We start from the raw sequence: 23,745 nt of genomic DNA on the forward strand, positions 1-23,745 counted from the left end.
GTGCTGACAGCAAAGGTTTCACGGCCCGCCCGGGCCCGCATTCAGGAGTGCCGCCTTGTCCGAGCCCAAACGCAAGTTCCGCCGCAGCCGCTGGAAGCGGATGCAGTTGAAGTGGAAGATGCCGATCCTGATCGGCGTGCCGACGATCCTTCTGATGATTGCGGTGGTCGGCGTCAGCTATATTGAGGCGCGGATCGAGCTGGGCGCGCAGCGGGAAAAAGCGTTTCACAATATGCTGAAGGACCGTGAAGCCGCGCTCGCGGAGTGGCTGCACCGGGCCGAAACCGACCTGCTCGATCTCGCGGGCAGCCGGGCGGTGCGCACCGCGCTGCCGCTCTTCGAGCGCAACTGGCTGCTGCTCGGCGCGGATCCGGGCGGCCATCTAAAAGCCGCCTATATCGACGAAAACCCGCATCCTGTGGGGGAGAAGGACGAGCTGGTGCAGGCGGGTGACGGATCCGCCTGGTCGCAGGTCCATGGCGCCTATCATCGCGGCTTCCGCAACTTCCAGCGGCAGCGTGCATATTACGATCTGTTCCTTTTCGACCTCCAGGGCAATCTTGTTTACTCCGTCTTCAAGGAAGCGGATTTTGCCACCAACCTGCTCGACGGTCCCTATGCAGAAAGCGGGCTCGGCTCGGTGTTCAGCATCGCCGCTGGCGCGCCTGAGGGAGAGGTCACCTTCACAGAGTTCGGCAGCTACGCGCCGAGCGCCGGTGCGGCCGCGAAATTCGCCGCAACGCCGGTCTTTGACGATAGCGGCAGGCGTATCGGGGTGGTCGCGCTGCAAATCCCCATCGGCCATATTGCGCAGACGCTGGCAGGATCGGAACTGCTCGGCGAAACGGGGAGGGTCTATGCGGTGAATAGTGCAGGTCTCGCGCTGAGTTCGATCAGCGGGGAGACATCCTATGACGTGCTGGACCAACTGCCGGCGCTGCCGCAGGTACAAGCGGCGAGCTCTTCGGCCGAAGCCGTGTTCGACGATGCCACGGGCATCGGAGGAACGCGGGTTGTCGCCCTGACGAGCGCGGGGCGTTTTGCCGGGTCCAACTGGGGGTTCGTCGTCGAGCAGGACCGGACCGAAGCGCTTGTGCCGGAGCGCAATCTGCTGATCCTGACCCTGCTGCAACTGGCCGCCGTCGCAGTGGCGGTGTCGGGTCTCTCTTTCTTCGTTGCGCGGCTGCTGACCAGGCGTATCTCGCTGCTCTCGAAAAGCGTCGAGGGCATGTCGGAGGGCGATTTCGAAACCCTCGTCAACCAGATCAAGACGGGTGACGAACTGGGCGACATCGCGCGCGCGCTCGAACGTTTCAAGACAGAACTGGCCAAGGGTCGGGCTGCGACGGTTCGACAGGAACAGGTACAAAAGACCCAGCGTGAGGTGGTGGAGCTGTTGAGCAATGCGCTGTCTCGCCTTGCCTCTGGCAGCCTGCGCTGCCGCATCGACGCACCGCTGGATCCGGAATACGAGCAGCTGCGCAGCGATTTCAACGCAACGGTCGATGCGCTGACCAGCATCGTACAGGAGCTTCATGGCAGCGCCGAGCAAATCGGCGACGACGTGACAGGGCTCAGCGAGAATATCGACCAGCTGTCGCAGCGCACGGAGAACCAGGCCGCAACGCTGGAGCAGACCGCCGCCGCGGTGGAAGAGATCACCAGCAACGTGAAATCGACCTCGGAAAGCGCCAATGCGATCGTCCATGCGGTACATTCCGCGCGTACGGAGGCAGAGCGCGGCGAAGTGGTGCGCGGAGACGCTGTGGCAGCGATGTCCAGCCTGGAGGAATCCTCCAAGCAGATCGGCCAGATTATTCGCGTGATGGAGGATATCGCCTTTCAGACGAACCTGCTGGCGCTGAATGCCGGGGTCGAGGCGGCGCGTGCGGGCGAGGTTGGGCGCGGCTTTGCCGTGGTCGCCTCGGAGGTGCGGGCGCTGGCGCAGCGCTCCTCCGACAGCGCGGCCGAAATCCGCGACCTGATCAAGCGGTCGAACGACAACGTAAGCAACGGGGTCAAGCTCGTTTCCGAGCTCGGCCGCTCGATCGAGACCATACTGGGGGAAATCACCGGCATTTCGAGCCAGGTTCAGGACATCGCCGGCGGCGCCTCGGAACAGGCGACGGGTCTGACGGAGATCAGCTCGGGCATGTCCATCCTGGATGATGTTACGCAGAAAAATGCGGCGATGGTCGGGGAAAGTGCCGATGCGGGCCGAACGCTTCTGCAAAAGGCGGCCGAGCTGCGCCGGGTGGTTGCCCGGTTCGAGGCTGGCGACATCGCCGGTCAAACCGAATGGGTGGCCGAGCCGGCGGCGGAAGACCCCGTCGATTGGGCCTTGCCGGAAACCGTCGAATCCGCGCCGCCGCCGCCGGCCCGCGTTGCTACCGGTAGCGGTGGCGCCGTGTGGGAGGATTTTTGACGCCGCGGTGCATTGTCAGATACAGACGACTTCGCAGCGGGCATTCGATCATGATAACCGGCTGGCGGCGCTGACCTTTCCAGTTGAATTTGGGAGCTGTTCCGGTGTCTGGTGGCTTTCGTTCGAACGGGAAGGCGTGCGATGCACTGGAATGCGCATGAGACGGGGTTCCGGCTGGCGGCCGGGCAGACAGTCGGGCTGTTGGGGGGATCCTTCGATCCGCCTCATGCAGGTCATGTGCACATTACGCTGGAGGCGTTGCGGCGTTTTCGGCTCGACCGGGTGATCTGGCTGGTTAGCCCGGGCAACCCGCTGAAGCCGCGCGGACCTGCGCCGCTTGCCGAGCGGATGGCGGCGGCACGTCGCATCATGCGACACCCTAAGGTGGTCGTCAGCGATTTCGAGCGCCTCGCGGGCACCCGCCACACTGCCCGCACGCTGAAATCGCTGCGGCGGGGCTTTCCCGGTGTGCGCTTCGTCTGGCTGATGGGCGCCGACAATCTGGCGCAGCTGCACCGCTGGGACGACTGGCAGCAGATCATGGGGCAGATGCCCGTGGGTGTCCTGGCACGCCCGGGCAGCCGGATGGCGGCGCGGGGTTCGGTCGCGGCGGATGTCTACCGGCACGCGCGCCTGCCGGCCCGCGCCGCGCCGCTGCTGGCGCGTTCGGCGCCGCCGGCCTGGTGCTTTGTCAATGTTCCGATGGTCGATCTCAGCTCCACCGAGCTGCGTCGCGACCGCGCGCGAAGCAGATGAGAAGCAGATGAAATGTGATCGTCCGTCGGCATCCTACCGCTTGTCGAACGCAGGGCGCTTCGGTTAGATCGGCGCCATGACGCAACGGATTTCAAGGCGTGGATTTCTGACTTCGGTCGCGGCGGCGGGCCTCACGGCGGCATCGCCCGCCCTGGCCAATGCGCCCACGCAGTCGCTGAGACCGGTGGCGCGTGGCGAAGATCTGAGGCTGCGCAATCTCAAGACAGCAGAGGAGCTGATCGCCGCCGCCCGGCTCGACGGGCAGGTGAGCTTTTCGGCGATCGATCTCAAGACCGGCGCACTGCTGGAGTCGCATGCGGCAGATACCGGGCTGCCGCCGGCCAGCGTCGCCAAGGCGCTGACCGCCTCCTATGCGCTGGACACGCTTGGCCCGGCATACACATTCAAGACCGAGATCCTCGCCACCGGCGGGGTGTCGGAGGGGATGATTCAGGGCGATCTCATCCTGCTCGGCGGCGGCGACCCGACACTCGACACCGACGGTCTTGGCGAGCTGGTCGCGATGCTGGCGGAAAAGGGCATCAAGGGCCTGCGCGGCAAGTTCCTGGTCTGCGGCAGCGTCTTGCCCTATACGCGCTCCATCGACCCGGCTCAGCCCGAACATGTCGGCTACAGCCCGGCGGTGTCGGGACTGAACCTGAATTTCAACCGTGTGCATTTCGAATGGCATCGCGGCGGCGACAGCTATCAGGTCAGCATGGACGCGCGATCCGCCTCCCTGCGCCCGACGGTGCGCATGGCCAGCATGGGCGTGGTGGCGCGCGATATGCCCGTCTATACCTATCACGATGCCGGCGCGCGCGACGAATGGACGGTTGCGCGTGGCGCGCTGGGCAATGGCGGCGCACGCTGGCTGCCGGTGCGCAAGCCAGAGCTTTACGCCGGCGAGGTGTTGCAGGCGCTGAGCGCGTCCAAAGGGATCAAGCTGCCAGCGCCGCAGGTGGTGGAGAACTGCCCGGAGGGCGCGGTGCTCGCCAGTCGCGAGAGTGCACCGTTGCGGGTGGTGCTGCACGATATGCTGAAATGGTCGACCAACCTGACCGCCGAGGCGGTGGGCCAGACGGCGACGCGGGTTCGGCTGGGGCAGGTGGGCTCGTTGCGCGAATCGGCCGAGGCGATGAACCTCTGGGCGCGCGAAACGCTGGGGCTCAGCCATGTGGCGCTTGTCGACCACTCCGGCCTCGGCGACCAGAGCCGCATCGCCTCGGCCGATATGGCAAAGGCGCTTCTGGAGATCCGGCAGCGCATGGGGCTGAAACCGCTGCTCAAGAGCTTTCCGATGCGCGACGACAAGCGCCGGATCGTCGAGGACCATCCGGTCAAGGTTCATGCCAAGACCGGCACGCTGAATTTCGTCAGCGGCCTTGCGGGCTTTGCCGATCTGCCGGACGGCTCGGAACTGGTCTTTGCGATCTTTTGCGGCGATCTGGACCGCCGCGCCTCGCTCACCCGGGCGCAACGCGAACGTCCCGAGGGCGCGCGGTCGTGGAACGTGCGCGCCAAGACGCTTCAGCAGGGGTTGATCGAACGCTGGGCGGTGCTGTCGGCGGTGTGAGGGCCGCTCAGGCGGAGAGATGCCGGGCGCGGGCGCCGCGCTCGATCGCTGCGGCGTGCAGCCGGTCGATATCCAGCTCGTAGCGGATTTCCTCGAGCAGCCGCAGCTCCTCTTCGCGCAGCGTGCCATCGGCGGCGGCCACGTCGCAGGCCAGCGCGTAAGCCGTTTCGAACAGCCGCTCCGGAAGGTTGTCGCGAACCAGCCCGAACAGCGCGTCGAGACCGTCTTCCTGCTCGAACAGCTCGAACACCATCTGCGACATGGTGCGGATCCGGTCGATATCGTAATCGGCAAAGATCGGCAGCATGTTGACCGAGGATTCGATCTTGACCAGTTCGGCGGTGCGCAGGTTCTGGTCGGAAGCGGATACGGCGATCATGAGCGCCACGAGGCAATCTTGCGACGTCAGCGGATGCGGGGTGGCTTGGGTCACGGTGGCTCTTTCTAAATCCTCGGGTTGCCGGCAATTTATTGACCCCGCACCCCGTCTGCAATAGGACGCGGGCGCATCTGCCCCGGCTGTGAAGGGGCGTTATCCCATGGAGTGTTTCGGAATGTCCGATCTGCGCGAAGCTGCGATGAGCTCGAAGGCCTGGCCCTTTGAAGAGGCGCGCCGCGTCCTGAAACGCTACGAAAAGACGCCGCCAGAGAAGGGCTATGTGCTGTTCGAGACCGGCTACGGCCCCTCGGGCCTGCCGCATATCGGCACCTTTGGCGAGGTCGCGCGCACGACGATGATCCGCCGCGCCTTTGAGCTGATCTCGGATATTCCGACGCGGCTCATCTGTTTCTCCGACGACATGGACGGCATGCGCAAGGTGCCGGAAAACGTGCCGAACCAGAACCTGTTGCAGGCCAATCTGCAACGGCCGCTGACCAGCGTGCCGGACCCGTTCGAAGAGTTCGAGAGCTTTGGCCATCACAACAACGCCATGCTGCGGCGGTTCCTCGACACTTTCGGGTTCGAGTACGAATTCTATTCGGCGACGGAGTTCTACAAGACCGGGCAGTTCGACGAGATCCTGCTGCGCTGCGTCGAGAAATACGACGACCTGATGAAGATCATGCTGAAATCGCTGCGAGAAGAGCGTCAGCAGACCTATTCGATCTTCCTGCCGATCCATCCCGAAACGGGCCGGGTGCTCTATGTGCCGGTGAAGCATGTGGATGCGGCGAACGGCACGATCACCTTCGACGACGATGACGGTGTCGAGTACACGCTGCCGGTCACGGGCGGCAATGTGAAGCTGCAATGGAAGCCCGATTTCGGCGCGCGCTGGGCGGCGCTGGGCGTCGATTTCGAGATGTACGGCAAGGATCACTCGACCAATACGCCGATCTATGACGGCATCTGCCGGACGCTGGGTGTGCGCCCGCCGGAGCATTTCACCTATGAGCTCTTCCTCGACGATCAGGGGCAGAAGATCTCGAAATCGAAGGGCAACGGGCTGTCGATCGACGAGTGGCTGACCTATGCCAGCACCGAGTCGCTGTCCTATTTCATGTATCAGAAGCCCAAGACCGCCAAGCGCCTGTGGTGGGACGTCATCCCCAAGGCGATGGACGAATATCACCAGCAGTTGCGCGCCTTCCCCGGGCAGGACGCCAAGGGGCAACTGAACAACCCGGTCTGGCATATCCACGGCGGCGAGGTGCCGGAATCGAAGATGGTGGTGTCCTTCTCGATGCTGCTGAATCTGGCCTCGGCGGCGGGGGCCGAGCACAAGGATGCGATGTGGGGCTTTATCCGCCGCTACGCGCCCGACGCGACCCCGGCGAGCCACCCAGACATGGATGCCGCCGCCGGTTATGCGGTGCGCTATTACAACGACTTCGTGAAGCCGACCAAATCCTACCGGGCGGCTGAGGCGCAGGAGCGCGCGGCGATGGAGGATCTGGCGCAGCGGCTGCGTGACTACGACGGCGCGGTCGCGGATGAGGAGCTTCAGACGCTGGTGTTCTCGGTGGGCAAGGATCACGGGTTCGAAAACCTGCGCGACTGGTTCAAGGCGCTTTACGAGGTGCTGCTGGGTCAGAGCCAAGGGCCGCGTTTCGGCGGGTTCATCGCGCTTTACGGCGTTGCCGAGACCGTGACGCTGATCGAAAAGGGCCTGGCGGGCGAGCTGGGCTGAGCACCGGTTTGACCGGGTAAACGCGGGCGCTATCTCCGGACATCAGGAGGTGGCGCCATGCGGAACGCTGTCATTGGCATTGTGATGGGACTGGTCTTTGCCCTGCCTGCGGCAGCGCGCGACGGGGCCGGGATCGAGATTGTGATCCGGCGGCAGATGGATGCCTTCCTGTCCGGCGACGTGACTACGGCCTACACGTTCGCCAGCCCTGGCATTCAGCAGCTGTTTCAGACGCCGGAGAATTTCGGGCGGATGGTCGAAGAGGGCTATCCGATGGTCTGGCATCCGGAGGATGTGCGCTTTGGGGCGCTGTCGGAGGATGAGACCGGCGAGATCTGGCAGCGCGTCTATGTGCGGGACGCAGCGGGCGCCACGCACGCGCTGGATTACCGCATGGAGCAGATCGAGGGCATCTGGCGCATTTCGGGCGTGAAGATGGCGCCGGCGCCGGACCCGGCGGTCTAGTGTTTCTTTGCTCAGCGTTTCCAGTGTTTTGACCACTCTCTCGGGAGGGTTTCTGCACCGCCTTCGAAGAGTGGAGCCGCGAGGCTACGGCTTTCATAGGCCAGCGTATCGCGGCGGGCGAGGGCGCGGCGGCGCAGGTCTTCGGCGGTGTCGGGCAGGTCTTCGCGGTCGAGCCGGTCGAGAAATACCGAGAGATCCTGGTATTTGCCCAAAAGCTCGGAAAGAGCTTTGATCTGATCTCTGTGGGCGCGGATCGGGCGGGGCCAGAAGCCTTGCAGCAACCGGCTGTGATACCAGTGATATTTCACGCGCTTGCGCCAGTCGTGAAACGCCTCGGCATCCGCGCCGACACGCGCCGTCTCCATGTCTTCGGCGGCGCGGCGCCAGGTCTTTGACAGACCGGTCATGAGGATATCGCCGGTATCGCCTTTCAGGGACCAGTGGCTGCTGCGTTTGCGGATGGCTTTCAATGCCTTGCGCTGTTGTTTGAGCGCCATCTCGATCTCCTCCGGCGCCAGCGCTTCCCGTGTCTGCCCGCCAAGCGCCGCGCGCAGCGGGGCGTAAGGCCCGGGATCGGTATCGGCGAGCAGCGCGTCGAAGGTCTTCAGCAACACGCCCGCATCGCGCAGCGAGGAGGACATGCGCGCGGCATCGCGCGCGGCGGCGTTTTCCGCGGCATAATCCGGAAAGCCCGAGCGCATCAGCCGGTAGAGCCCGCGCAGTTTCTTGCAATGCTTGCGGATGTTGTGGATCGCCTCGTCGGCCTCGGCCACCGGGCGTTTGGTCTCGGCGATGGCGGCGCTCAGCTGTTCGCCCGCGATCCGGCGCAGGGCGGCGGTGAGGGACGGGTCGGAAGTCAGAATCCGGTAGGCCATGGCACGCTCCGGCTGTTGCGTTGGTGCAGTGGGGACCGTCACGGTGGTCCCAGTTCCTCTTAACACTTCGTTGATACTTGCTGTTTGCGCGGGGTCAAACACCGGCAATCTGCCGCGGCTCCGGAATCGATGCAGCAACAAAGGATCGAACGGATGAACAAGGCGGTGACTGATGGTGTGGTGTTCATGCCCACACCCTTTTCGGAGGGGTTGGACGTATGGTCGCGCGGGAACGGAACGCCCGGCTCGGACACCTATAACGGCTTTGCGACGGCTGCTTATGTTCCGGCGGATGCGGATTTCGCCGGCTGTCTCGAGATTCTGAAAACCGAGGGCACACAGAAGCTGCGCTATATGGGCGAGACGCCGATACTGCCGGGCTGCTATCTGCGGGTGACGGCACGGGTCAAGGCGATCTCTGGGGTAATGCCCGCGGTGCGCATCGCCGGCTGGGCCGGGCGTGACAACGGCAGCCAGGTGACCGGGCTCGACACCACCGGCGACACGGTGCAGCTCAGTGCTTATGGCGAGGTGGTCGAGGTCTCTGCGATCATCGGCGGCGGCTCGCGCAACGGTGTCGATATGATCTGGGGCACCGAGCCGAGCTATGGGCATTTCGGGCTCGACCTGACCGGATCGAATGGCGGCGTGGTGCGGATCGACGATATCGTCATCGAGGATATCACCAGCGTCTTCCTGCGCGACATGATGAACTGGGTCGATGTGCGCGATTACGGTGCGCTCGGCGACGGCACCACCGATGACAGCGCGGCGTTCGAGGCGGCGGATGCGGCGGCGAACGGGCGCAAGATCGTGGTGCCGGCGGGCAGCTACAGCCTGGCGAACTCGGTTACGCTCGAACATCATGTGGAGTTCGAGGGCAGCCTTGTGATGCCCGACAGCGCCATCCTGTCGCTGACCAAGGATTTCGCCTTTCCGACCTATGTGGACGCGTTCGGCGGTGACGAGGAACAGGCGCTGAAGAAGGGTCTTCAGTCGCTGATGAACAATGCCGATCACGAGAGCTTCGATCTTGCCGGGCGCCGGGTGTCGCTGAACGAACCGCTCGATGTGCAGGCGGCGGTCAATAACCGCGACACCTATGCGCAGCGCCGGGTGCTGCGCAACGGCCAGCTGCGCGCCGAGAGTGGCGGTAGCTGGGCCAGCGAAAGCGTAACCAGCACGGCGACCTATTCCGCCAGCAATCACTGGCAGCTGACCAATGTCGCCAATATCGCGAATATCAAGGTCGGCAGCCTTGTCGAAGCCTCCGGTGTCGGGCGTGAGATCTATGTGAAATCGATCAATGTCGGCGCTCAGACGCTGACCCTGTCGCAGCCGCTGTCCGACGCGGTGGGCACGCAGAGCTACACCTTTACGCGGTTCAAGTATCTGCTCGATTTCAGCGGCTTTACCCAGCTTCAGAAATTCGAGATCGAGGATGTGGAGTTTCAGTGCTCCGAGCTTGCAAGCGGTCTGATGCTGGCGCCGTCGGGGCCTGTGAACGTGATCCGCAACTGTGTTTTCAACCGGCCCGCCGATCGCTGCATCACCTCGATCGGCGAAGGCTGCCAAGGCCTGTTGGTGGATCACAACCAGTTCATCAGCGCCGAAGGCGGTCTTGCCACGCAGAACCGCAGCTCGGTGGCGCTCAACACCAATGCCAACGACGTCAAGATCCGCAACAACCGTGCTTCGCAGTTCCGGCATTTCGCCGTTGTGTCAGGCGCCAACGGGGTGATTGCCAACAACCACTTCTTTCAGGGCGACAGCAATGGCAACGGCACGCGCAGCGCCGGAGTCGTTCTGTGTCTGAAGGCCACCAATACGGTGGTTTCCGGCAATTACATCGACAATTGTTTTATCGAATGGACCAACGAGCGCGAGCCCGAGCCGGATTTCGTCTCGGGCTTCGGTTTCTCGGGGCTGTCGATGACCGACAATGTCTGTCTCTGTTCGAATGTTGCCGACTGGTTCGCGTTCCTGGTGGTCAAACCTTACGGCCAGAACCATCGCATCAACGGGCTGAACATCACGGGTAATCTTTTCCGCTCGGTGGGCGGTACGATCAACCGTGCCGAGCGGGTCGATACCTCTTTTGCGCCGCTCGACCTGTCGTCGATGCGCAGCATTACCATGACGGGGAACACGTATCTCAATGTGTCCTCGGGGGCGGAGAACCCGCTCCTGGTCAAACATGCGCAGAACAGCCACGCCCAGACATGGGTTGTCGATACGGAGGGGCGTCTGCCCTTTGGCGGCTACGCCATCGAAGTGGCCAGCCTGGTGCTGCGGTCGCGTCCGCGCGATGTGAACAATCTGAGCCAGTATGTGACGCCCTATACATCCACACAGGAAGGCAGTGGGCAGGACATGGTGCATGCGATCTGGCCCGATGCGATCCGAGGCGATCTGACCATGCTGGTGCGGATGGACTACTGAGCGGGGGCGGTCCTGGTGCCGATCAGGCGCCGAGATCGCCGGCTGTCAGCACAAAGGCTTTGCCGAACCCGCCATTGAGATGCGCCCCGGAAACCTCCAGGCGGAGCAGCGAGAAATCGGCAAAGCCGATATAGAGTTTCGCCTTGGGTTGCCGTTGCAGATAATGCGCCGACAAGGCGGCGTGATCGGGATCGCCGTGGCGCACGAAATGCGCCACGGCTTGCAGGCTGAGGCGCGGATGGGTCAGCGGGTCGCCCTTCGGGCCGGGTTCACCGACCAGCAGGGCGCAGGCGGGCTTGGCCGTCAGCGCCTGGCTGTGCAGGGCGAGATCGGACACAAGACTCAGGGGCATGCCATCCGGTCCGGGAACGACGGCGATACGGCTGACCATGGGCGCGCCGGTCGCGGGATCGCTTGTTGCCAGCGCGGCAAAGCGGGCGCTTTCGATCAGTCGTCGGGCCAGGGCGCGGGCATCGTTATCGGTGGGGCGGATCGGATTGGTCATGTCGTCCAGATTATCCGCCCGCGCCGTGCTCCGAAAGAGCTCAGAACGCACTCCAGACGCCCATGATAACTCCGAAGGTTTCGCTCCCGGTCAGATCCCATGTGCCGCCGAGCTCTGCGCTGACAAGAGGCGTGACCGGCAGCACGATGGATGAGGCGAGCCGCGCGAAGGGCTTTTTGCCGTGGGGCAGGCCGGTTTGCATCTGGAGCAGGAATTTGCGGTTTTGCGGCAGGTTCCAGCCCCATGTGAGGTCGAGTTTGTGATCCGCCGCGCCGGTGTGGCGCGAGATTTCCGAGAGACCCTCGGCCGAGAGCCAGCCGTTTTTCAGCCCCAACCCCAGTGACAGGCCGGGGCGCAGCACCGGCTCCTTGTCGATGACACCCAGCCCCAGCTCTGCCGCGATCCTGAGGCCGGTATCGCGCGCGCGCAGCGGCAGGCGGGCAAAGACTACGGTCTTTCCGTCGCCCGACACCGACCGCCCCAGGTCGAGCCCGAGAGTGAGACGCTCGGTCAGGCCGTATTCCGCATAAAACGTGTAATATTGAGAGCTTGGTTTGCGCGAGGTCCAGTCGTCGATATCCTGTGGCCAGAATAGCCTGACCGCGGAACTTATGAAGACCCGGCCCTCCGCCCGCGGCCAGGCACCAGCCGTGACGTTGCTGGCGGCGACAAGCAGAGAGATCGTAACCAAAAAGACCGGCGCAATCCGCATCGGGGGCTCCTCGCTTGCGGTCATCCTGTCGCCGCCTTGGTTAATGCGACGTTAAGTGCATCGAAGCCGATGTCGGGAATGCCTATGCTGCAACTGCAAAAAGTGTATGGTGAAACTCTGGGAATCGGGGGAATGACATGGCCGGATCGGTCATCACGGTGGCACAGCAGAAAGGCGGGTCGGGTAAGACGACGCTGTCGGCGAATCTCGCCGTCGGCTTCCGCGCCATGGGGCGTTCGGTGGCGTTGATCGACACCGATCCGCAGGGCAGCCTGGGCCGCTGGTTCATGACGCGGTTGGATCAGAATCCCGACGCGGCCGAGGGGATCGAATTCGCCACCTCTTCGGCCTGGGGCATCACCTATGAGTGCCGCAAGCTGGCGGAGCGCTTCGATGTGGTGATCGTGGATACACCGCCCAAGGCCGACAGCGATCTGCGCCCGGCGCTGCGCGCGGCGGATCTGGTGATCGTGCCGGTGTCGATGAGCCATCTCGATCTCTGGGCCACGGAAAGCGTGCTGGATCTGGCGCGCCGCGAAAACCGCGAGGTGCTGATGGTGATGAACCGCACGCGCCCGGGCACGCGTCTCTCGGGTGAGATCACGGCGGCGGCGCAGAAGATGGAGGCGCGGATCGCCGAGGCGCAGTTCGCCAACCGCGTGGGCTATGCCGAGGCCTTCGGCCACGGGCTGAGCGCCGCCGAGGGCCGCAAGACCCCGGCGCGCGCCGAGGTCGAGGCGCTGTCGGCAGAGGTGGCGCTGGTGCTGGCGAACGGGTAAAGGGGGCTCGACCCGCCCGACGCGGGAGAGGAGTGCCCATGACCGATCTTGCCGCCCTCGCAGAGACGATCCGCCGCCACGAGGCCGCGCAGGGCCAGCCGATCTCGCGGCTGGGATATTTCTGTGCGCCGTTCCGCCCCGGCGAGGGGCCGTTTTCGGATCGGGTGATCAAGGTCTATCGCGGGCTGCGCGACGACGCGGCGCTCGACCGGCTGGCGGCGGCGCATGACGATTATGTCGCGGCGCTGCGCGAGACCGGCGTGCCGCTGCCCGAGACCGCGTTTCATCTGCTGGAGGGCGACGGTCCGCGCGTGCCGGTGATCGTGCAGGAGGCGTTGCCCGAAACCGCGCTGATGCGTCCGCGCATGCAGGCGGAGGGGCTGGAATCCACGCTGGAGATGATGGAAGCCGCCGGTCAGGTCATCGCGCAGTTCTGGAACGCCGCCGACCGTTTCGAGACGCGCATCGGCTTTCACCCCTCGATCCGCAATTTCGCGGTGCTCGACGGGCAGGCGGTGTTCTACGACACCTTCCCGCCGCTCATCCATTATTCCCGCGAGGAGATGGGCCGCATGCTGTTGCTGTTCTCCGACAAGCGGCTGATGCGGCTGATCGGCCCGCTGATGCGGGCGCGGGTGACGGGCATTCAGGACGAATGGTATTCGGCGCCCGAAACGCTGGTCGGGCTGGTGGGCTCGGCCTGCCGGCTGCGCCCGGAACATGCGCAGGCCTATCTCGACTGGGGCCGCGACTTCGCCGAACGCGCGATGCCGCGCTGGGCCGAAGAGGCGGTGGCGGGGATGCAGGCGGCGCCGCGCCTGCCGGGATACTGGACCGGGTTCCGCAAGCTGCTGGGGCTTCAGGGCGAACCCAATCTCTGACGCCAGGCAGAGATTTTTCGTACGAAAAATCTTGGGCGCGGCACCTCAGTCCTGCGCAAAGATCTCCATCACCGTGGCGAAGACATCGCCGGGCAGGGCGGCGGCAAAGCTGTCGCGCAGGATCGGCCATTCCTCGCCGTTGTCCTGCGCCACCTCGCGCAGCGCCGAAAGCACGTCGCGCGTGCCCTGCGCCAGCACATTCAGCCGGTCGCCGTTTTTCAGCGACGCGTCGAGATACTCGTCGAACGTGTCGCCGAAAAGCTCCGCCGGCACGCCATGCATTTCGAGCTGATAGGCCTGATAGGCGAGGATCACCGCCCGCTTGTCGAGCAGGCTCAGCGCGGCCTCGACCTGCCGGACCGAGAGCGGTGTCCTCCGTCCCATGATCAGACGATCTTGATTCCGGCCTTTTCCGCATCGGCGAGAAAGGCGGCGAGGCCCTTGTCGGTCAGCACATGGTTGGCCATGGCCTTGATGACGGCGGGCGGGGCGGTGGCCACGTCGGCGCCGATCTTGGCGCAATCCGACATGTGGTTGGCGCCGCGGATCGAGGCGGCGAGGATCTGCGTCTCGTAGCCGTAATTGTCATAGATCTGGCGGATATCGGCGATCAGCTCGAGCCCGTCGAGATTGATGTCGTCGAGCCGCCCGATAAAGGGCGAGATGAAGGTCGCGCCGGCCTTGGCCGCCAGCAGCGCCTGGTTGGCCGAGAAGCAGAGTGTGACGTTGACCATCTTACCCTCGCCGGTCAGCGTCTTGCAGGCGCGCAGCCCGTCGAGCGTCAGCGGCACCTTGACGGCGATGTTCGGCGCGATCTCGGCCAGCTTGCGGCCCTCGGCGATCATGTCCTCATACTCGGTGGCCACGACCTCTGCCGAGACCGGGCCTTCGACCATGTCGCAGATTTCCTTGGTCACTTCGAGAATGTCGCGGCCGGATTTGGCGATGAGCGAGGGGTTGGTGGTCACCCCGTCGACAAAGCCCAGGTCGTTCAGCTCGCGGATCGCGTCCACATCGGCGGTGTCTACGAAGAATTTCATTTGCGTCAGCCCTCCCGGCTTTGCTTGGCATTCGTCCGCGCGTGTCTTACCCCATGGCTGGATGGGCCGAAAGCCCTTCATGCCACGCGCTAACGGAAACTCAACATGGATTCGTTCTACGACCAAGGCACGCTGGTCGCGGTTCTGACCACGCAGCCGCTCGACCGGCTGCTGGATTACCGCGCGCCCGAGGGCGGCTGTTTCCAGGGCGCCTTTGTCGAGGTGCCGCTGGGGCCGCGCAAGGTGCTGGGCGTGGTCTGGGGGCCGGGCAAGGGCGATTTCGACTATGCCAAGGTGCGCTCGGTGATCCGGGTGCTGGATGCGGTGCCGATGCGCGACGAGCTGCGGAGCTTTCTGGAGCGCGCGGGCGATTACACCCTGACGCCGATGCCCGCCATGCTGCGGCTCGCCACCCGTGCGCCGGGGTTGGGCGAGGCGCCCTCGATGCGGCGCATCTACCGACTCGGCGAGGGCGAGCCCTCGCGTCTGACCGATGCCCGCCGCCGGGTGCTCGACGTGCTGCGCGACATGGGCGGGCTGGCGCTCACCCAGGGCGAGCTGGCCGAGGCGGCGGGGGTCACGCCCTCGGTGATCAAGGGGCTGGCCAAGCTGGGCGCCGTGCGCGAGGAGGACGCGCCGCGCGACACCCCCTTTCCCCGGCTCGATGCGGACTACGGCGGCAAGGATCTGGCGGAGGATCAGGCGAAGGCGGCGGAGGCGCTGCGCGCCGGCGCCGCGTCGGGGCGCTACGGCACGGTGCTGCTCAAGGGGGTGACCGGCTCGGGCAAGACCGAGGTCTATCTCGAAGCGGTGGCCGAGGCGCTGCGGCAGGGCCGGCAGGCGCTGGTGCTCTTGCCCGAGATCGCGCTCACCGCCGAGTTCCTCACCCGGGTCGAGGCGCGGTTCGGCGCAAAACCGGCCGAGTGGCATTCCGGCGTCACCGTGACCGAGCGGCGGCGCGTCTGGAAACAGGTGGCGCAGGGCGGCGCGCAGCTCGTGGTGGGCGCGCGCTCGTCGCTGTTCCTGCCGTTCAGCGATCTCGGGCTGATCGTCGTCGATGAAGAGCACGACACCTCCTACAAGCAGGACGAGGGCGTGCTCTACAACGCCCGCGACATGGCGGTCCTGCGCGCCTCGATCTGTTCGGCGCAGGTGGTGCTGGCCTCCGCCACGCCCTCGCTGGAAAGCTGGGCCAACGCGGATGCGGGCAAATACACAAGGCTCGATCTGACCTCGCGCTTCGGCGCGGCGGTGCTGCCCGAGATGCGCAGCCTCGACATGCGGGGCGAGGATCTGCCCTCGAACCGCTGGGTCTCGCCCACATTGCAGGCGGCGGTGCGGGCGCGGATCGCGAAGGGCGAGCAGGCCATGCTGTTCCTCAACCGGCGCGGCTATGCTCCGGTGACGATCTGCCGGGCCTGCGGCCATCAGATCGGCTGCCCGCATTGCGATGCGCGCATGGTCGAGCACCGGTTCCTTCAGCGGCTGGTCTGCCATCAATGCGGCGAGACGATCCCCAAGCCCGAGACCTGCCCGAGCTGCGGCGCCGAGGACAAGCTCGCAGCGGTCGGGCCCGGGGTGGAGCGGCTTGCCGAAGAGGCGGCGGCGCTCTTTCCCGAGGCGCGGCTGGCGGTGCTGTCCTCGGATCTCTTCGGCTCCGCCCGGGCGCTCAAGGAAGAGATCGTGCGCATCGCCGAGGGTGGCGCCGATATCGTCATCGGCACTCAGCTCGTGGCCAAGGGGCACAATTTCCCGCTGCTGACGCTGGTGGGGGTGATCGACGCGGATCTGGGGCTTCAGGGCTCCGACCTGCGCGCCGCCGAGCGCACCTTTCAGCTTATGCGGCAGGTGGCGGGGCGCGCCGGGCGGGCGGAAAAGCCCGGCGTGGCGCTGTTGCAGACCTATCAGCCCGAACACCCGGTGATCCGGGCGATCCTCTCGGGCGACGAGGAGGGGTTCTGGAAGGCCGAGGCCGAGGAGCGCCGCGCCGCCGGCATGCCGCCTTACGGGCGGCTCGCGGGGGTAATCCTCTCCTCGACCGATGTGCAGGAGGTATTCGATCTCGGCAACGCCATGGCGCGGCAGGATGCGGCGCTGCGCCGGGTGGGGGCGCAGGTCTATGGCCCGGCCCCGGCGCCGATTGCGCGGGTGCGCGGGCGGCACCGGGTGCGGCTGCTGGTCAAGGCGCCCAAGGGCGTGGCGCTGCAACCGGCGCTGGCGGAGTGGGCCGGGCAGTTCCGCCTCAAGGGCGAGCTGCGCATGGCCATCGACATCGACCCGCAGAACTTCTTCTGATCGCCGGGCATTGCCAGCCCCCCGATGCCGCCGGAAAATGCATGTCTTCGGGCATTGTCCGTAACCTGCCGCGCTTCTTTGCCCGCTTGCCTTGTTTGTCCCCATGGGCGCGTCTACATCACATCGCATGAAACGCTGGATCCCCTTTCTCAAGTCGCGCCCGAGCGTCGCCATCGTGCGGCTACAGGGCACCATCGGTGCCTCGGGCCGCAGCGCGCTCAACGATGCCGGGCTGCGGCCATTGCTCGAAAAGGCCTTTCGACGGGGCAAGCCCGATGCGGTGGCGCTGGAGATCAACTCGCCCGGCGGCTCGCCGGTGCAAAGCTCGCTGATCGGCGCGCGCATCCGTCGCCTGTCCGAGGAAACCGGCGTGCCGGTCTATGCCTTTGCCGAGGATGTGGCGGCCTCCGGCGGTTACTGGATCGCCAGTGCCGCGGACGAGATCTATGCCGACGAAAGCTCGATACTCGGCTCCATCGGGGTGATCTCGGCGGGGTTCGGCGCGCATGTCTTCCTGCAACGGCAGGGCATCGAGCGCCGGGTGCATACGGCGGGCAAGTCGAAAAGCCTGCTCGACCCGTTCCGCCCGGAAAAGGAAGAGGATGTGGCGCGGCTCGAAAAGGCGCTGGGCCAGCTGCACGACACCTTTATCGCGCAGGTCAAGACGCGGCGCGGCGACAAGCTCGCCGCCGATCCCGAGCTCTTCACCGGAGAGATCTGGATCGGCAAGGCGGCCTGCAAGGTCGGGCTCGCCGACGGGGTCGGCCATCTGGTGCCGGTGATGAAGCAGAAATTCGGCGACAAGGTGCGGTTCCGCCGCTACGACATGCGCCGCCGGCTGCTGCCGCGCCTCGGCGTGGCCATGGCCGAGGACGCGCTGGAAGTCATCGAGGAACGCGCCGCCTATGCGCGGTTCGGGCTCTGACGTGCTGGCCAAGATCGTTGCGATATTCCTGATTGTGATGGCCGTGCTCGGTATCTTCGGAAAGCTCCGGATGCCCGGCGCCCGGCATCTGGCCGAAAAGAAATGCCCGCGCTGCGGCCGTTACCGGATCGGTAAGGGGCCCTGCGGCTGCGGGGAAAAGAAGGGCTGATCATGGTCTTTGTCTACGCGGCGCTCGGGCTGGTCATCCTGCTTCTGGCGGGGGACGCGCTGGTCAAGGGCGCGGTGAACCTGTCGCTCAGGGTGGGCATCCCGGCGCTGATCGTAAGTCTTACCATCGTCGCCTTCGGCACCTCTGCCCCCGAATTGCTGATCTCGATCCAGGCGGCGCTCGAAGGCGTGCCGGGGATCGCGTTGGGCAATGTCGTGGGCTCGAACACTGCCAATGTGCTTCTTGTGCTGGGCATCCCGGGGCTGATCGCGGTGATGCAGACTTCCACTCATGACACGCGCAAAAGCTATCTGATCATGCTGGCTTCGTCGGTGCTCTTTGTCGCGATGGCCTTTCGCGGCGTGTTCGACCGGCTGGCGGGGTTTGTGCTGCTGGCGGTGCTGGCCGTTGTGCTGACCGATTCCGTGCGCGATGCACTGCGCCACCGGCGCGAGGGCAAGCCCGACCCGGAGCTGGAGGATCTCGAAGAGCCCGAGGGCGCCGACCCGGACATGCCGGGCTGGAAGATTGCGCTCTTCTTGGGGCTGGGCCTGATCGGCCTGCCGCTGGGTGCCGACCTGCTGGTCGAGAGCGCCACCGAGATCGCGCAGATGTTCGGCGTGCCCGACACGGTGATCGGGCTCACGCTGGTGGCGCTCGGCACCTCGCTGCCCGAGCTCGCGACCACGGTGATGGCGGCGATCCGGCGTCAGGCGGATGTGGCGCTGGGCAATGTGATCGGCTCGAACCTGTTCAACCTGCTGGCCATCATCGGTGTGGCGGCGCTGATCAAGCCGATGCCGGTGGATCCGGAATTCCTGCGCTTCGATCTCTGGGTGATGCTGGGCGCCTCGCTGCTGCTTATGCCCTTCGTGTTCTGGGGGCGCGATCTGGGCCGGATCTGGGGCGTGATCTTGTCCGCGCTCTACGTGGCCTACATTGTCGTCGTGCTGATCTGAGGGGGACGCGATGGCGATTGTAGAGAAACGCGCATTGGTGACCGGTGCGGGCCGGCGGCTTGGGCGCGCGATGGCGCTTCATCTGGCGGGGCGCGGTTTCGACGTGGGGGTGCATTACGCGGGCTCCGAGGGGCCGGCGGAGGAGCTGGTGGGCGAGATCCGGGCGATGGGGCGGAGCGCCGTCGCCTTGCAGGCCGATCTGCTGCACGAGGCGCCCGCCGAGGCGCTGCTGCCGCGCGCGGCGGAGGCGCTGGGCGGGCCGGTCACGGTGCTGGTCAACAACGCCTCGATTTTCGAATACGACAATCTCGCCAGCACCACCCGCGAGAGCTGGGACCGGCATTTCGACTCGAACCTGCGCGCGCCCTTCGTGCTGATTCAGGCGCTTGCGGCTCAGGTGCCGGAACCGCGCGGGGACGAGATGGGCGAGCCGCTGGCGCAGGGGCTGGTGGTCAATATGATCGACCAGCGGGTGCGCAAGCTGACGCCGGAATTCATGAGCTACACCCTGGCGAAATCGGCGCTCTGGACGCTGACGCAGACCGCCGCCATGGCGCTGGCGCCCCGGGTGCGGGTCAATGCGATCGGCCCGGGGCCGACCCTGCGCGGCGGCCGGCAGAGCGAGCAGCATTTCGCCCGCCAGCGCGCGGCGACGATCCTGGAGCGCGGTGCCAATCCCGGAGATATCACCGCAGCGCTGGGCTATCTGCTCGACGCGCCGGCGGTCACGGGCCAGCTAATCTGCGTCGATGGCGGGCAGCATCTGGGTTGGCGCACGCCGGACGTGCTGGGCGTCGAATGATCTGCCCTTGGGTCAAGTTTTGCACCGGTCTTGGAATCGTTAGAAGAACGTTACAAAATCGTCGTGAGGTCAATGGGTTGGCACATGTTTGGAAAAAATATCAAGCGTAATCAGTGTTTTATATTTTTGCCTAAAAAGAGGGCGATATAACGAACCGGCAAGAAAACAAGGAAAATTTCGAGCTGACGGGATTTTGCCCGCAGCTTTATCCACAGCTTTGGTGGATGGAAAATTCCTTGATCTTGTCCGTCCGGCATTGCAGCCCGAGCAGGAGAATCACGGCTTCGTGACGATTTGAGTGCCAACGATATGAGCGATACACCCCAGACGGAAAATGCCGACGTGCCGCACGGCTTTGAGGTGATTCAATCCTACCTCAAGACGCTGGATTCGAGCCCGGGCGTTTACCGGATGCTGGATGAGCAGAGCCGCGTGCTCTATGTGGGCAAGGCGCGCAATCTGCGGGCGCGGGTGTCGAACTATGCGCGTCCCTCGGGGCATTCGCGGCGCATCTTCCGGATGATCTCGGAAACCGCGTCGATGATGTTTCTCACGACCCGGACCGAGACCGAGGCGCTGCTGCTCGAACAGAACCTGATCAAGCAGCTCAAGCCCAAGTTCAACGTGCTGCTGCGCGACGACAAGTCGTTCCCGAATATCCAGGTCACGACCGAGCATGCCTTTCCGCAGATCCGCAAGCATCGCGGCGCCAAGACCGAGAAGGCGGCCTATTACGGCCCCTTCGCCAGCGCCGGTGCGGTGAACCGCACGCTGAACCAGCTGCAAAAAGTGTTCCTGCTGCGCAACTGCTCGGATTCCATGTTCGAGAGCCGTACGCGGCCCTGCCTGCTCTACCAGATCAAGCGCTGCTCGGCGCCCTGTGTCGGCTATATCTCCGAGGCGGATTACGCGCGGTCGGTAAAAGATGCGCAGCGCTTTCTCTCGGGCAAGTCGACCGGTGTGCAGGAGGCGCTGGCGGCGCAGATGATGGAGGCGTCCGAGGCGATGGAATTCGAGCGCGCCGCCGCCCTGCGCGACCGCATCCGCGCGCTGACCCAGGTTCAGACGGTGCAGGGGATCAACCCGCGCGGCGTGGCCGAGGCGGATGTGATCGCGCTGCATATGGAGGGCGGGCAGGCCTGCGTTCAGGTGTTCTTCATCCGGGCGCATCAGAACTGGGGCAACAAGGATTACTACCCCCGCGTCGGCGAGGATGTGGAGGCCGCCGAGGTGCTGGAGGCGTTTCTCGGCCAGTTCTACGACAGCAAGGAGCCGCCGCGCCTGCTGCTGCTCAGCCACGGGATCGAGAATGCGGACCTGATGGCCGATGCGCTTTCGGGCAAGCTTGGCCGCAAGGTCGAGATCGCGGTGCCGCAGCGGGGCGAAAAGGCCGAGCTGGTGGAGGGGGCGGCGCGCAATGCCCGCGAGAGCCTCGCCCGGCGCATGGCCGAGACCGCGACCCAGGCGAAGCTGCTGCGCGGGGTGGCGGAGGCCTTCGGGCTGGAGGCGCCGCCGCAGCGCATCGAGGTCTATGACAACTCGCATATCATGGGCACCAACGCGGTGGGTGCGATGATCGTCGCCGGGCCGGAGGGGTTCCTGAAGAACCAGTACCGCAAGTTCAACATTCGCGGCGACGACCTGACGCCAGGCGACGATTTCGGCATGATGAAGGAGGTGCTGACGCGGCGCTTCACCCGGTTGCTGAAAGACGATCCCGAGCGCGACAAGGGGCTCTGGCCGGATCTGCTGCTGATCGACGGCGGTGCCGGGCAGGTCAGCGCCGTGGCCGAGATCATGCGCGAATACGGGGTCGAGGATATTCCGATGGTGGGGGTGGCCAAGGGCATCGACCGCGATGCCGGCAAGGAGGAATTCCATCGTATCGGCCAGCGCCCCTTTGCGCTGCGCCACAACGATCCGGTGCTCTATTTCATCCAGCGCCTGCGCGACGAGGCGCACCGCTTTGCCATCGGCACGCACCGGGCGAAGCGCGCCAAGAGCCAGATGGCCAATCCGCTCGACGAGGTGCCCGGCGTGGGGGCCTCGCGCAAGCGGGCGCTGCTGGCGCATTTCGGTTCGGCCAAGGCGGTGTCGCGCGCCAATCTCGCCGATCTCAAGGCGGTGGACGGGGTCAGCGCGGCGCTGGCGGAACGGATCTACGCGTTTTTCCACGAAAACGGCTGAGCCGGGGGCAAATCTTTTATCAAAAGATTTGCAAATTCCTTCGAAGGAATTTGACGTCGCGCCTGTGACGGTCCGTGCACTGGACCTTCCTCGCGGTGCCGCCTACCGTGGCCGCAAATCTTCGGAGGACGCAATTCATGGCAGTCGGAAAGAACATCCGCACCTATTTTCAGGGCATCTGGCACGATGGCGATATCCCGGTGATGAAGGCCGCCGATCACGGCGCCTGGCTGGGCAGCACCGTCTTCGACGGCGCGCGCTATGTGAACGGGCTGGCGCCGGATCTCTATGCCCATTGCGCGCGGGTGAACCGCTCTGCCGAGGCGCTGATGCTGGTGCCCACGGTCTCGACCGAGCAGATGGTGCAGATCGTCTGGGAGGGGCTTTCGGCCTATCCCAAGGACGCCGCCGTCTATATCCGTCCGATGTACTGGGGCATCCATGGCGATCCCACGGCGATCGTGCCCGCCCCCGACGAGACCGGTTTCGCCATCGGCCTCGAAGAGATCCCCGTCGCGCCGCCCAGTGCCACCACCACGCTCGGGCGCACGCGCTTTCGCCGCCCCGTCATGGAGGACGCCGTGGTCAACGCCAAGGCGGGCTGTCTCTATCCCAACAATGCGCGCATGCTGGCCGAGGTGCGGGGCCGCGGTTTCGGCAATGCTCTGGTGGCAGACGCCATGGGCAATGTCGCCGAAAGCGCCACCGCCAATGTCTTCATGGTGAAGGACGGCGTCGCCTTCACCCCCATCGCCAACGGCACCTTCCTGTCGGGCATCACCCGGGCGCGCCACATCGAGAACATGCGCGCCGACGGCATCGAGGTGCATGAGACGGTGCTTGGGTTTCAGGATTTCGAAGATGCCGACGAGGTGTTCCTCTCGGGCAATCTGCACAAGGTCACCCCGGTGGTGGGCTTCGAGCAGAGCAGCTATCAGATCGGCCCCGTCACCCAGCGCGTGCGCGAGCTTTACTGGGACTGGGCGGCGAGCGAGGGCTGAGCGCGCTCAGATGCCCCGTTGCCAGTGCCGCGCCCCTGCGCCATGATCCCGCCGAGGGAGTGATGCCATGCGCAAGTTTCTTGTCGTGCTCGACGACAGCCGCGAATGCCTGAACGCCATGCGCTTTGCCGCCATGCGGGCGGCGCGCACCAAGGGCGGCGTGACCATCCTTTCGGTGATTCCGCCGGATGAGTTCAACCACTGGATCGGCGTCGGTGACCTGATGCGCGAGGAGGCCCGCGAGCGCATCCATGCGCATTTCGAGGTCTTCGCGAAATGGATGCGCGACCGGCAGGGGGTGGATCCGCTGCTGGTGATTCGCGAGGGCGATGTGGTCAGCGAGATCCTGGCGCAGGTGCGCGAGGACGAGGATATCGGCGTGCTGGTGCTGGGTGCCGCCTCGGGCAAGAAGGGGCCGGGGCCGCTGGTCAGCCAGCTCAGCAAGGGCTCGGGCAGCCTGCCGATCCCGGTGACCATCGTGCCGGGGGATCTGTCGAAGGAACGGCTCGAATCGATCACCTGACGCCGCGCGGGCGGTGGGCGCAGCTGGCGTATTTGCAAAGAGAAGAGAACAAGGGGGGCTCTGCCGATGCCCCGGGCGGATCGTCGCACCTGCCTTGCCGGGGCGAAGGCCCGGCGCGCCGATCACGACGTCAGTGCAGACACTGCGGTGGGAGGGCGCTTCATCTGCCGCACCGGTTGCTGCGCCCGGATGTGCTGGCAAGGGTGCTGGCGCGGATTAGGATCTGAGGCCGACGTGTTCTGACGGTTCACCGGCTGTTCCGAGGCGGATTTGGCCCCGGGACGCCGCTGGAGATC

22 protein-coding genes are annotated in these 23,745 nt (G+C 65.3%); 16 read left to right on the forward strand and 6 right to left on the reverse strand.

What is annotated here, in order from left to right; translation table 11 throughout:
* Positions 1-55: 55 nt before the first annotated feature.
* From I6N89_RS06225 to dacB, 3 genes are all read left to right on the forward strand, one after another.
* A complete protein-coding gene (locus tag I6N89_RS06225; protein WP_207017383.1) occupies positions 56-2,425 on the forward strand; it encodes a methyl-accepting chemotaxis protein in 2,370 nt (789 codons plus the stop codon).
* Between the two features lie 141 nt (positions 2,426-2,566).
* Positions 2,567-3,181 carry a nicotinate-nucleotide adenylyltransferase gene (locus I6N89_RS06230; protein ID WP_207017384.1) on the forward strand — a complete coding sequence of 205 codons (615 nt, stop codon included), beginning with the start codon at positions 2,567-2,569 and terminating at the stop codon, positions 3,179-3,181.
* Positions 3,182-3,257: 76 nt separating this feature from the next.
* On the forward strand, positions 3,258-4,757 hold the full coding sequence (gene dacB, locus I6N89_RS06235) for a D-alanyl-D-alanine carboxypeptidase/D-alanyl-D-alanine-endopeptidase (RefSeq protein ID WP_207017385.1): 1,500 nt from the start codon (positions 3,258-3,260) through the stop codon (positions 4,755-4,757).
* A gap of 7 nt (positions 4,758-4,764) precedes the next feature.
* Here dacB and I6N89_RS06240 read toward each other — a convergent pair whose 3' ends face one another.
* Positions 4,765-5,190 carry a tellurite resistance TerB family protein gene (locus I6N89_RS06240; protein ID WP_207017386.1) on the reverse strand — a complete coding sequence of 142 codons (426 nt, stop codon included), beginning with the start codon at positions 5,188-5,190 and terminating at the stop codon, positions 4,765-4,767.
* 121 nt (positions 5,191-5,311) lie between these two features.
* On the opposite strand from I6N89_RS06240, the gene I6N89_RS06245 reads away from it, so the two are divergent.
* Together I6N89_RS06245 and I6N89_RS06250 are read left to right on the forward strand one after the other, a co-directional pair.
* The gene (locus I6N89_RS06245; RefSeq protein WP_207017387.1) at positions 5,312-6,889 is read left to right on the forward strand and encodes a lysine--tRNA ligase; all 1,578 of its coding nucleotides are present in this window, start codon (positions 5,312-5,314) and stop codon (positions 6,887-6,889) included.
* A 57-nt stretch (positions 6,890-6,946) separates the two neighbouring features.
* On the forward strand, positions 6,947-7,354 hold the full coding sequence (locus tag I6N89_RS06250) for a DUF4864 domain-containing protein (RefSeq protein ID WP_207017388.1): 408 nt from the start codon (positions 6,947-6,949) through the stop codon (positions 7,352-7,354).
* Between the two features lie 11 nt (positions 7,355-7,365).
* On the opposite strand, the gene I6N89_RS06255 is transcribed toward I6N89_RS06250, so the two are convergent.
* Positions 7,366-8,229: a CHAD domain-containing protein gene (locus I6N89_RS06255; RefSeq protein WP_207017389.1), complete on the reverse strand. Its 864-nt coding sequence runs from the start codon at positions 8,227-8,229 to the stop codon at positions 7,366-7,368.
* Positions 8,230-8,382: 153 nt separating this feature from the next.
* On the opposite strand from I6N89_RS06255, the gene I6N89_RS06260 reads away from it, so the two are divergent.
* Positions 8,383-10,671: a glycosyl hydrolase family 28-related protein gene (locus tag I6N89_RS06260; protein ID WP_207017390.1), complete on the forward strand. Its 2,289-nt coding sequence runs from the start codon at positions 8,383-8,385 to the stop codon at positions 10,669-10,671.
* A gap of 22 nt (positions 10,672-10,693) precedes the next feature.
* Here I6N89_RS06260 and I6N89_RS06265 read toward each other — a convergent pair whose 3' ends face one another.
* Positions 10,694-11,176, reverse strand: a complete 483-nt coding sequence (locus tag I6N89_RS06265) for a HugZ family protein (protein WP_207017391.1) — start codon at positions 11,174-11,176, stop codon at positions 10,694-10,696.
* A 40-nt stretch (positions 11,177-11,216) separates the two neighbouring features.
* Positions 11,217-11,912: a hypothetical protein gene (locus tag I6N89_RS06270; RefSeq protein WP_236016459.1), complete on the reverse strand. Its 696-nt coding sequence runs from the start codon at positions 11,910-11,912 to the stop codon at positions 11,217-11,219.
* A gap of 113 nt (positions 11,913-12,025) precedes the next feature.
* Here I6N89_RS06270 and parA point away from each other — a divergent pair, with 113 nt between their 5' ends.
* Together parA and I6N89_RS06280 are read left to right on the forward strand one after the other, a co-directional pair.
* Entirely contained in the window at positions 12,026-12,667 is a 642-nt protein-coding gene (gene parA / locus I6N89_RS06275; RefSeq protein WP_207017392.1) for a ParA family partition ATPase, read from the forward strand.
* A 38-nt stretch (positions 12,668-12,705) separates the two neighbouring features.
* Positions 12,706-13,548 (forward strand): DUF6206 family protein, encoded by an 843-nt coding sequence (locus I6N89_RS06280; protein WP_207017393.1) that lies wholly within the window; start codon positions 12,706-12,708, stop codon positions 13,546-13,548.
* 45 nt (positions 13,549-13,593) lie between these two features.
* Here the strand turns inward: I6N89_RS06280 and I6N89_RS06285 are convergent, their stop codons facing one another.
* Positions 13,594-13,932: a hypothetical protein gene (locus I6N89_RS06285; protein ID WP_207017394.1), complete on the reverse strand. Its 339-nt coding sequence runs from the start codon at positions 13,930-13,932 to the stop codon at positions 13,594-13,596.
* Positions 13,933-13,934: 2 nt separating this feature from the next.
* On the reverse strand, positions 13,935-14,588 hold the full coding sequence (gene fsa, locus I6N89_RS06290; RefSeq protein ID WP_076697036.1) for a fructose-6-phosphate aldolase: 654 nt from the start codon (positions 14,586-14,588) through the stop codon (positions 13,935-13,937).
* Between the two features lie 105 nt (positions 14,589-14,693).
* Between fsa and I6N89_RS06295 the strand changes: the two genes are divergently transcribed.
* The 8 genes from I6N89_RS06295 (at position 14,694) to I6N89_RS06330 (ending at position 23,449) form a co-directional block, all read left to right on the forward strand.
* Positions 14,694-16,883 (forward strand): primosomal protein N', encoded by a 2,190-nt coding sequence (locus tag I6N89_RS06295; RefSeq protein WP_207017395.1) that lies wholly within the window; start codon positions 14,694-14,696, stop codon positions 16,881-16,883.
* Positions 16,884-17,010: 127 nt separating this feature from the next.
* Positions 17,011-17,808, forward strand: coding sequence for a S49 family peptidase (locus tag I6N89_RS06300; RefSeq protein ID WP_207017396.1), 798 nt, complete (start codon positions 17,011-17,013; stop codon positions 17,806-17,808).
* A 1-nt stretch (position 17,809) separates the two neighbouring features.
* Positions 17,810-17,977, forward strand: coding sequence for a hypothetical protein (locus I6N89_RS06305; RefSeq protein ID WP_328805848.1), 168 nt, complete (start codon positions 17,810-17,812; stop codon positions 17,975-17,977).
* A 2-nt stretch (positions 17,978-17,979) separates the two neighbouring features.
* Complete coding sequence (locus I6N89_RS06310) at positions 17,980-18,936, forward strand: calcium/sodium antiporter (RefSeq protein WP_207017398.1); 957 nt, start codon at positions 17,980-17,982, stop codon at positions 18,934-18,936.
* Between the two features lie 10 nt (positions 18,937-18,946).
* On the forward strand, positions 18,947-19,738 hold the full coding sequence (locus tag I6N89_RS06315) for an SDR family oxidoreductase (RefSeq protein WP_207017399.1): 792 nt from the start codon (positions 18,947-18,949) through the stop codon (positions 19,736-19,738).
* A gap of 309 nt (positions 19,739-20,047) precedes the next feature.
* Positions 20,048-21,925: an excinuclease ABC subunit UvrC gene (gene uvrC, locus I6N89_RS06320; protein ID WP_207017400.1), complete on the forward strand. Its 1,878-nt coding sequence runs from the start codon at positions 20,048-20,050 to the stop codon at positions 21,923-21,925.
* A 137-nt stretch (positions 21,926-22,062) separates the two neighbouring features.
* Positions 22,063-22,926, forward strand: a complete 864-nt coding sequence (locus tag I6N89_RS06325) for a branched-chain amino acid aminotransferase (RefSeq protein WP_207017401.1) — start codon at positions 22,063-22,065, stop codon at positions 22,924-22,926.
* A 67-nt stretch (positions 22,927-22,993) separates the two neighbouring features.
* Positions 22,994-23,449 (forward strand): universal stress protein, encoded by a 456-nt coding sequence (locus tag I6N89_RS06330; RefSeq protein ID WP_207017402.1) that lies wholly within the window; start codon positions 22,994-22,996, stop codon positions 23,447-23,449.
* Positions 23,450-23,745: the final 296 nt, after the last annotated feature.

The sequence above is a fragment of the Salipiger abyssi genome (genome assembly GCF_017311415.1).
Lineage (GTDB): Bacteria > Pseudomonadota > Alphaproteobacteria > Rhodobacterales > Rhodobacteraceae > Salipiger > Salipiger abyssi_A.

Coding starts and splice junctions, on each gene's coding strand:
- I6N89_RS06325 (WP_207017401.1), top strand. CDS start 22,063: ATGGCAGTCGGAAAGAACATCCGCACCTATTTTCAGGGCATCTGGCAC.
- I6N89_RS06265 (WP_207017391.1), bottom strand. CDS start 11,176: ATGACCAATCCGATCCGCCCCACCGATAACGATGCCCGCGCCCTGGCC.
- I6N89_RS06245 (WP_207017387.1), top strand. CDS start 5,312: ATGTCCGATCTGCGCGAAGCTGCGATGAGCTCGAAGGCCTGGCCCTTT.
- I6N89_RS06255 (WP_207017389.1), bottom strand. CDS start 8,229: ATGGCCTACCGGATTCTGACTTCCGACCCGTCCCTCACCGCCGCCCTG.
- I6N89_RS06310 (WP_207017398.1), top strand. CDS start 17,980: ATGGTCTTTGTCTACGCGGCGCTCGGGCTGGTCATCCTGCTTCTGGCG.
- I6N89_RS06315 (WP_207017399.1), top strand. CDS start 18,947: ATGGCGATTGTAGAGAAACGCGCATTGGTGACCGGTGCGGGCCGGCGG.
- I6N89_RS06250 (WP_207017388.1), top strand. CDS start 6,947: ATGCGGAACGCTGTCATTGGCATTGTGATGGGACTGGTCTTTGCCCTG.
- I6N89_RS06230 (WP_207017384.1), top strand. CDS start 2,567: ATGCACTGGAATGCGCATGAGACGGGGTTCCGGCTGGCGGCCGGGCAG.
- I6N89_RS06280 (WP_207017393.1), top strand. CDS start 12,706: ATGACCGATCTTGCCGCCCTCGCAGAGACGATCCGCCGCCACGAGGCC.
- I6N89_RS06285 (WP_207017394.1), bottom strand. CDS start 13,932: ATGGGACGGAGGACACCGCTCTCGGTCCGGCAGGTCGAGGCCGCGCTG.
- fsa (WP_076697036.1), bottom strand. CDS start 14,588: ATGAAATTCTTCGTAGACACCGCCGATGTGGACGCGATCCGCGAGCTG.
- I6N89_RS06260 (WP_207017390.1), top strand. CDS start 8,383: ATGAACAAGGCGGTGACTGATGGTGTGGTGTTCATGCCCACACCCTTT.
- I6N89_RS06295 (WP_207017395.1), top strand. CDS start 14,694: ATGGATTCGTTCTACGACCAAGGCACGCTGGTCGCGGTTCTGACCACG.
- I6N89_RS06330 (WP_207017402.1), top strand. CDS start 22,994: ATGCGCAAGTTTCTTGTCGTGCTCGACGACAGCCGCGAATGCCTGAAC.
- uvrC (WP_207017400.1), top strand. CDS start 20,048: ATGAGCGATACACCCCAGACGGAAAATGCCGACGTGCCGCACGGCTTT.
- parA (WP_207017392.1), top strand. CDS start 12,026: ATGGCCGGATCGGTCATCACGGTGGCACAGCAGAAAGGCGGGTCGGGT.
- dacB (WP_207017385.1), top strand. CDS start 3,258: ATGACGCAACGGATTTCAAGGCGTGGATTTCTGACTTCGGTCGCGGCG.
- I6N89_RS06270 (WP_236016459.1), bottom strand. CDS start 11,912: ATGACCGCAAGCGAGGAGCCCCCGATGCGGATTGCGCCGGTCTTTTTG.
- I6N89_RS06300 (WP_207017396.1), top strand. CDS start 17,011: ATGAAACGCTGGATCCCCTTTCTCAAGTCGCGCCCGAGCGTCGCCATC.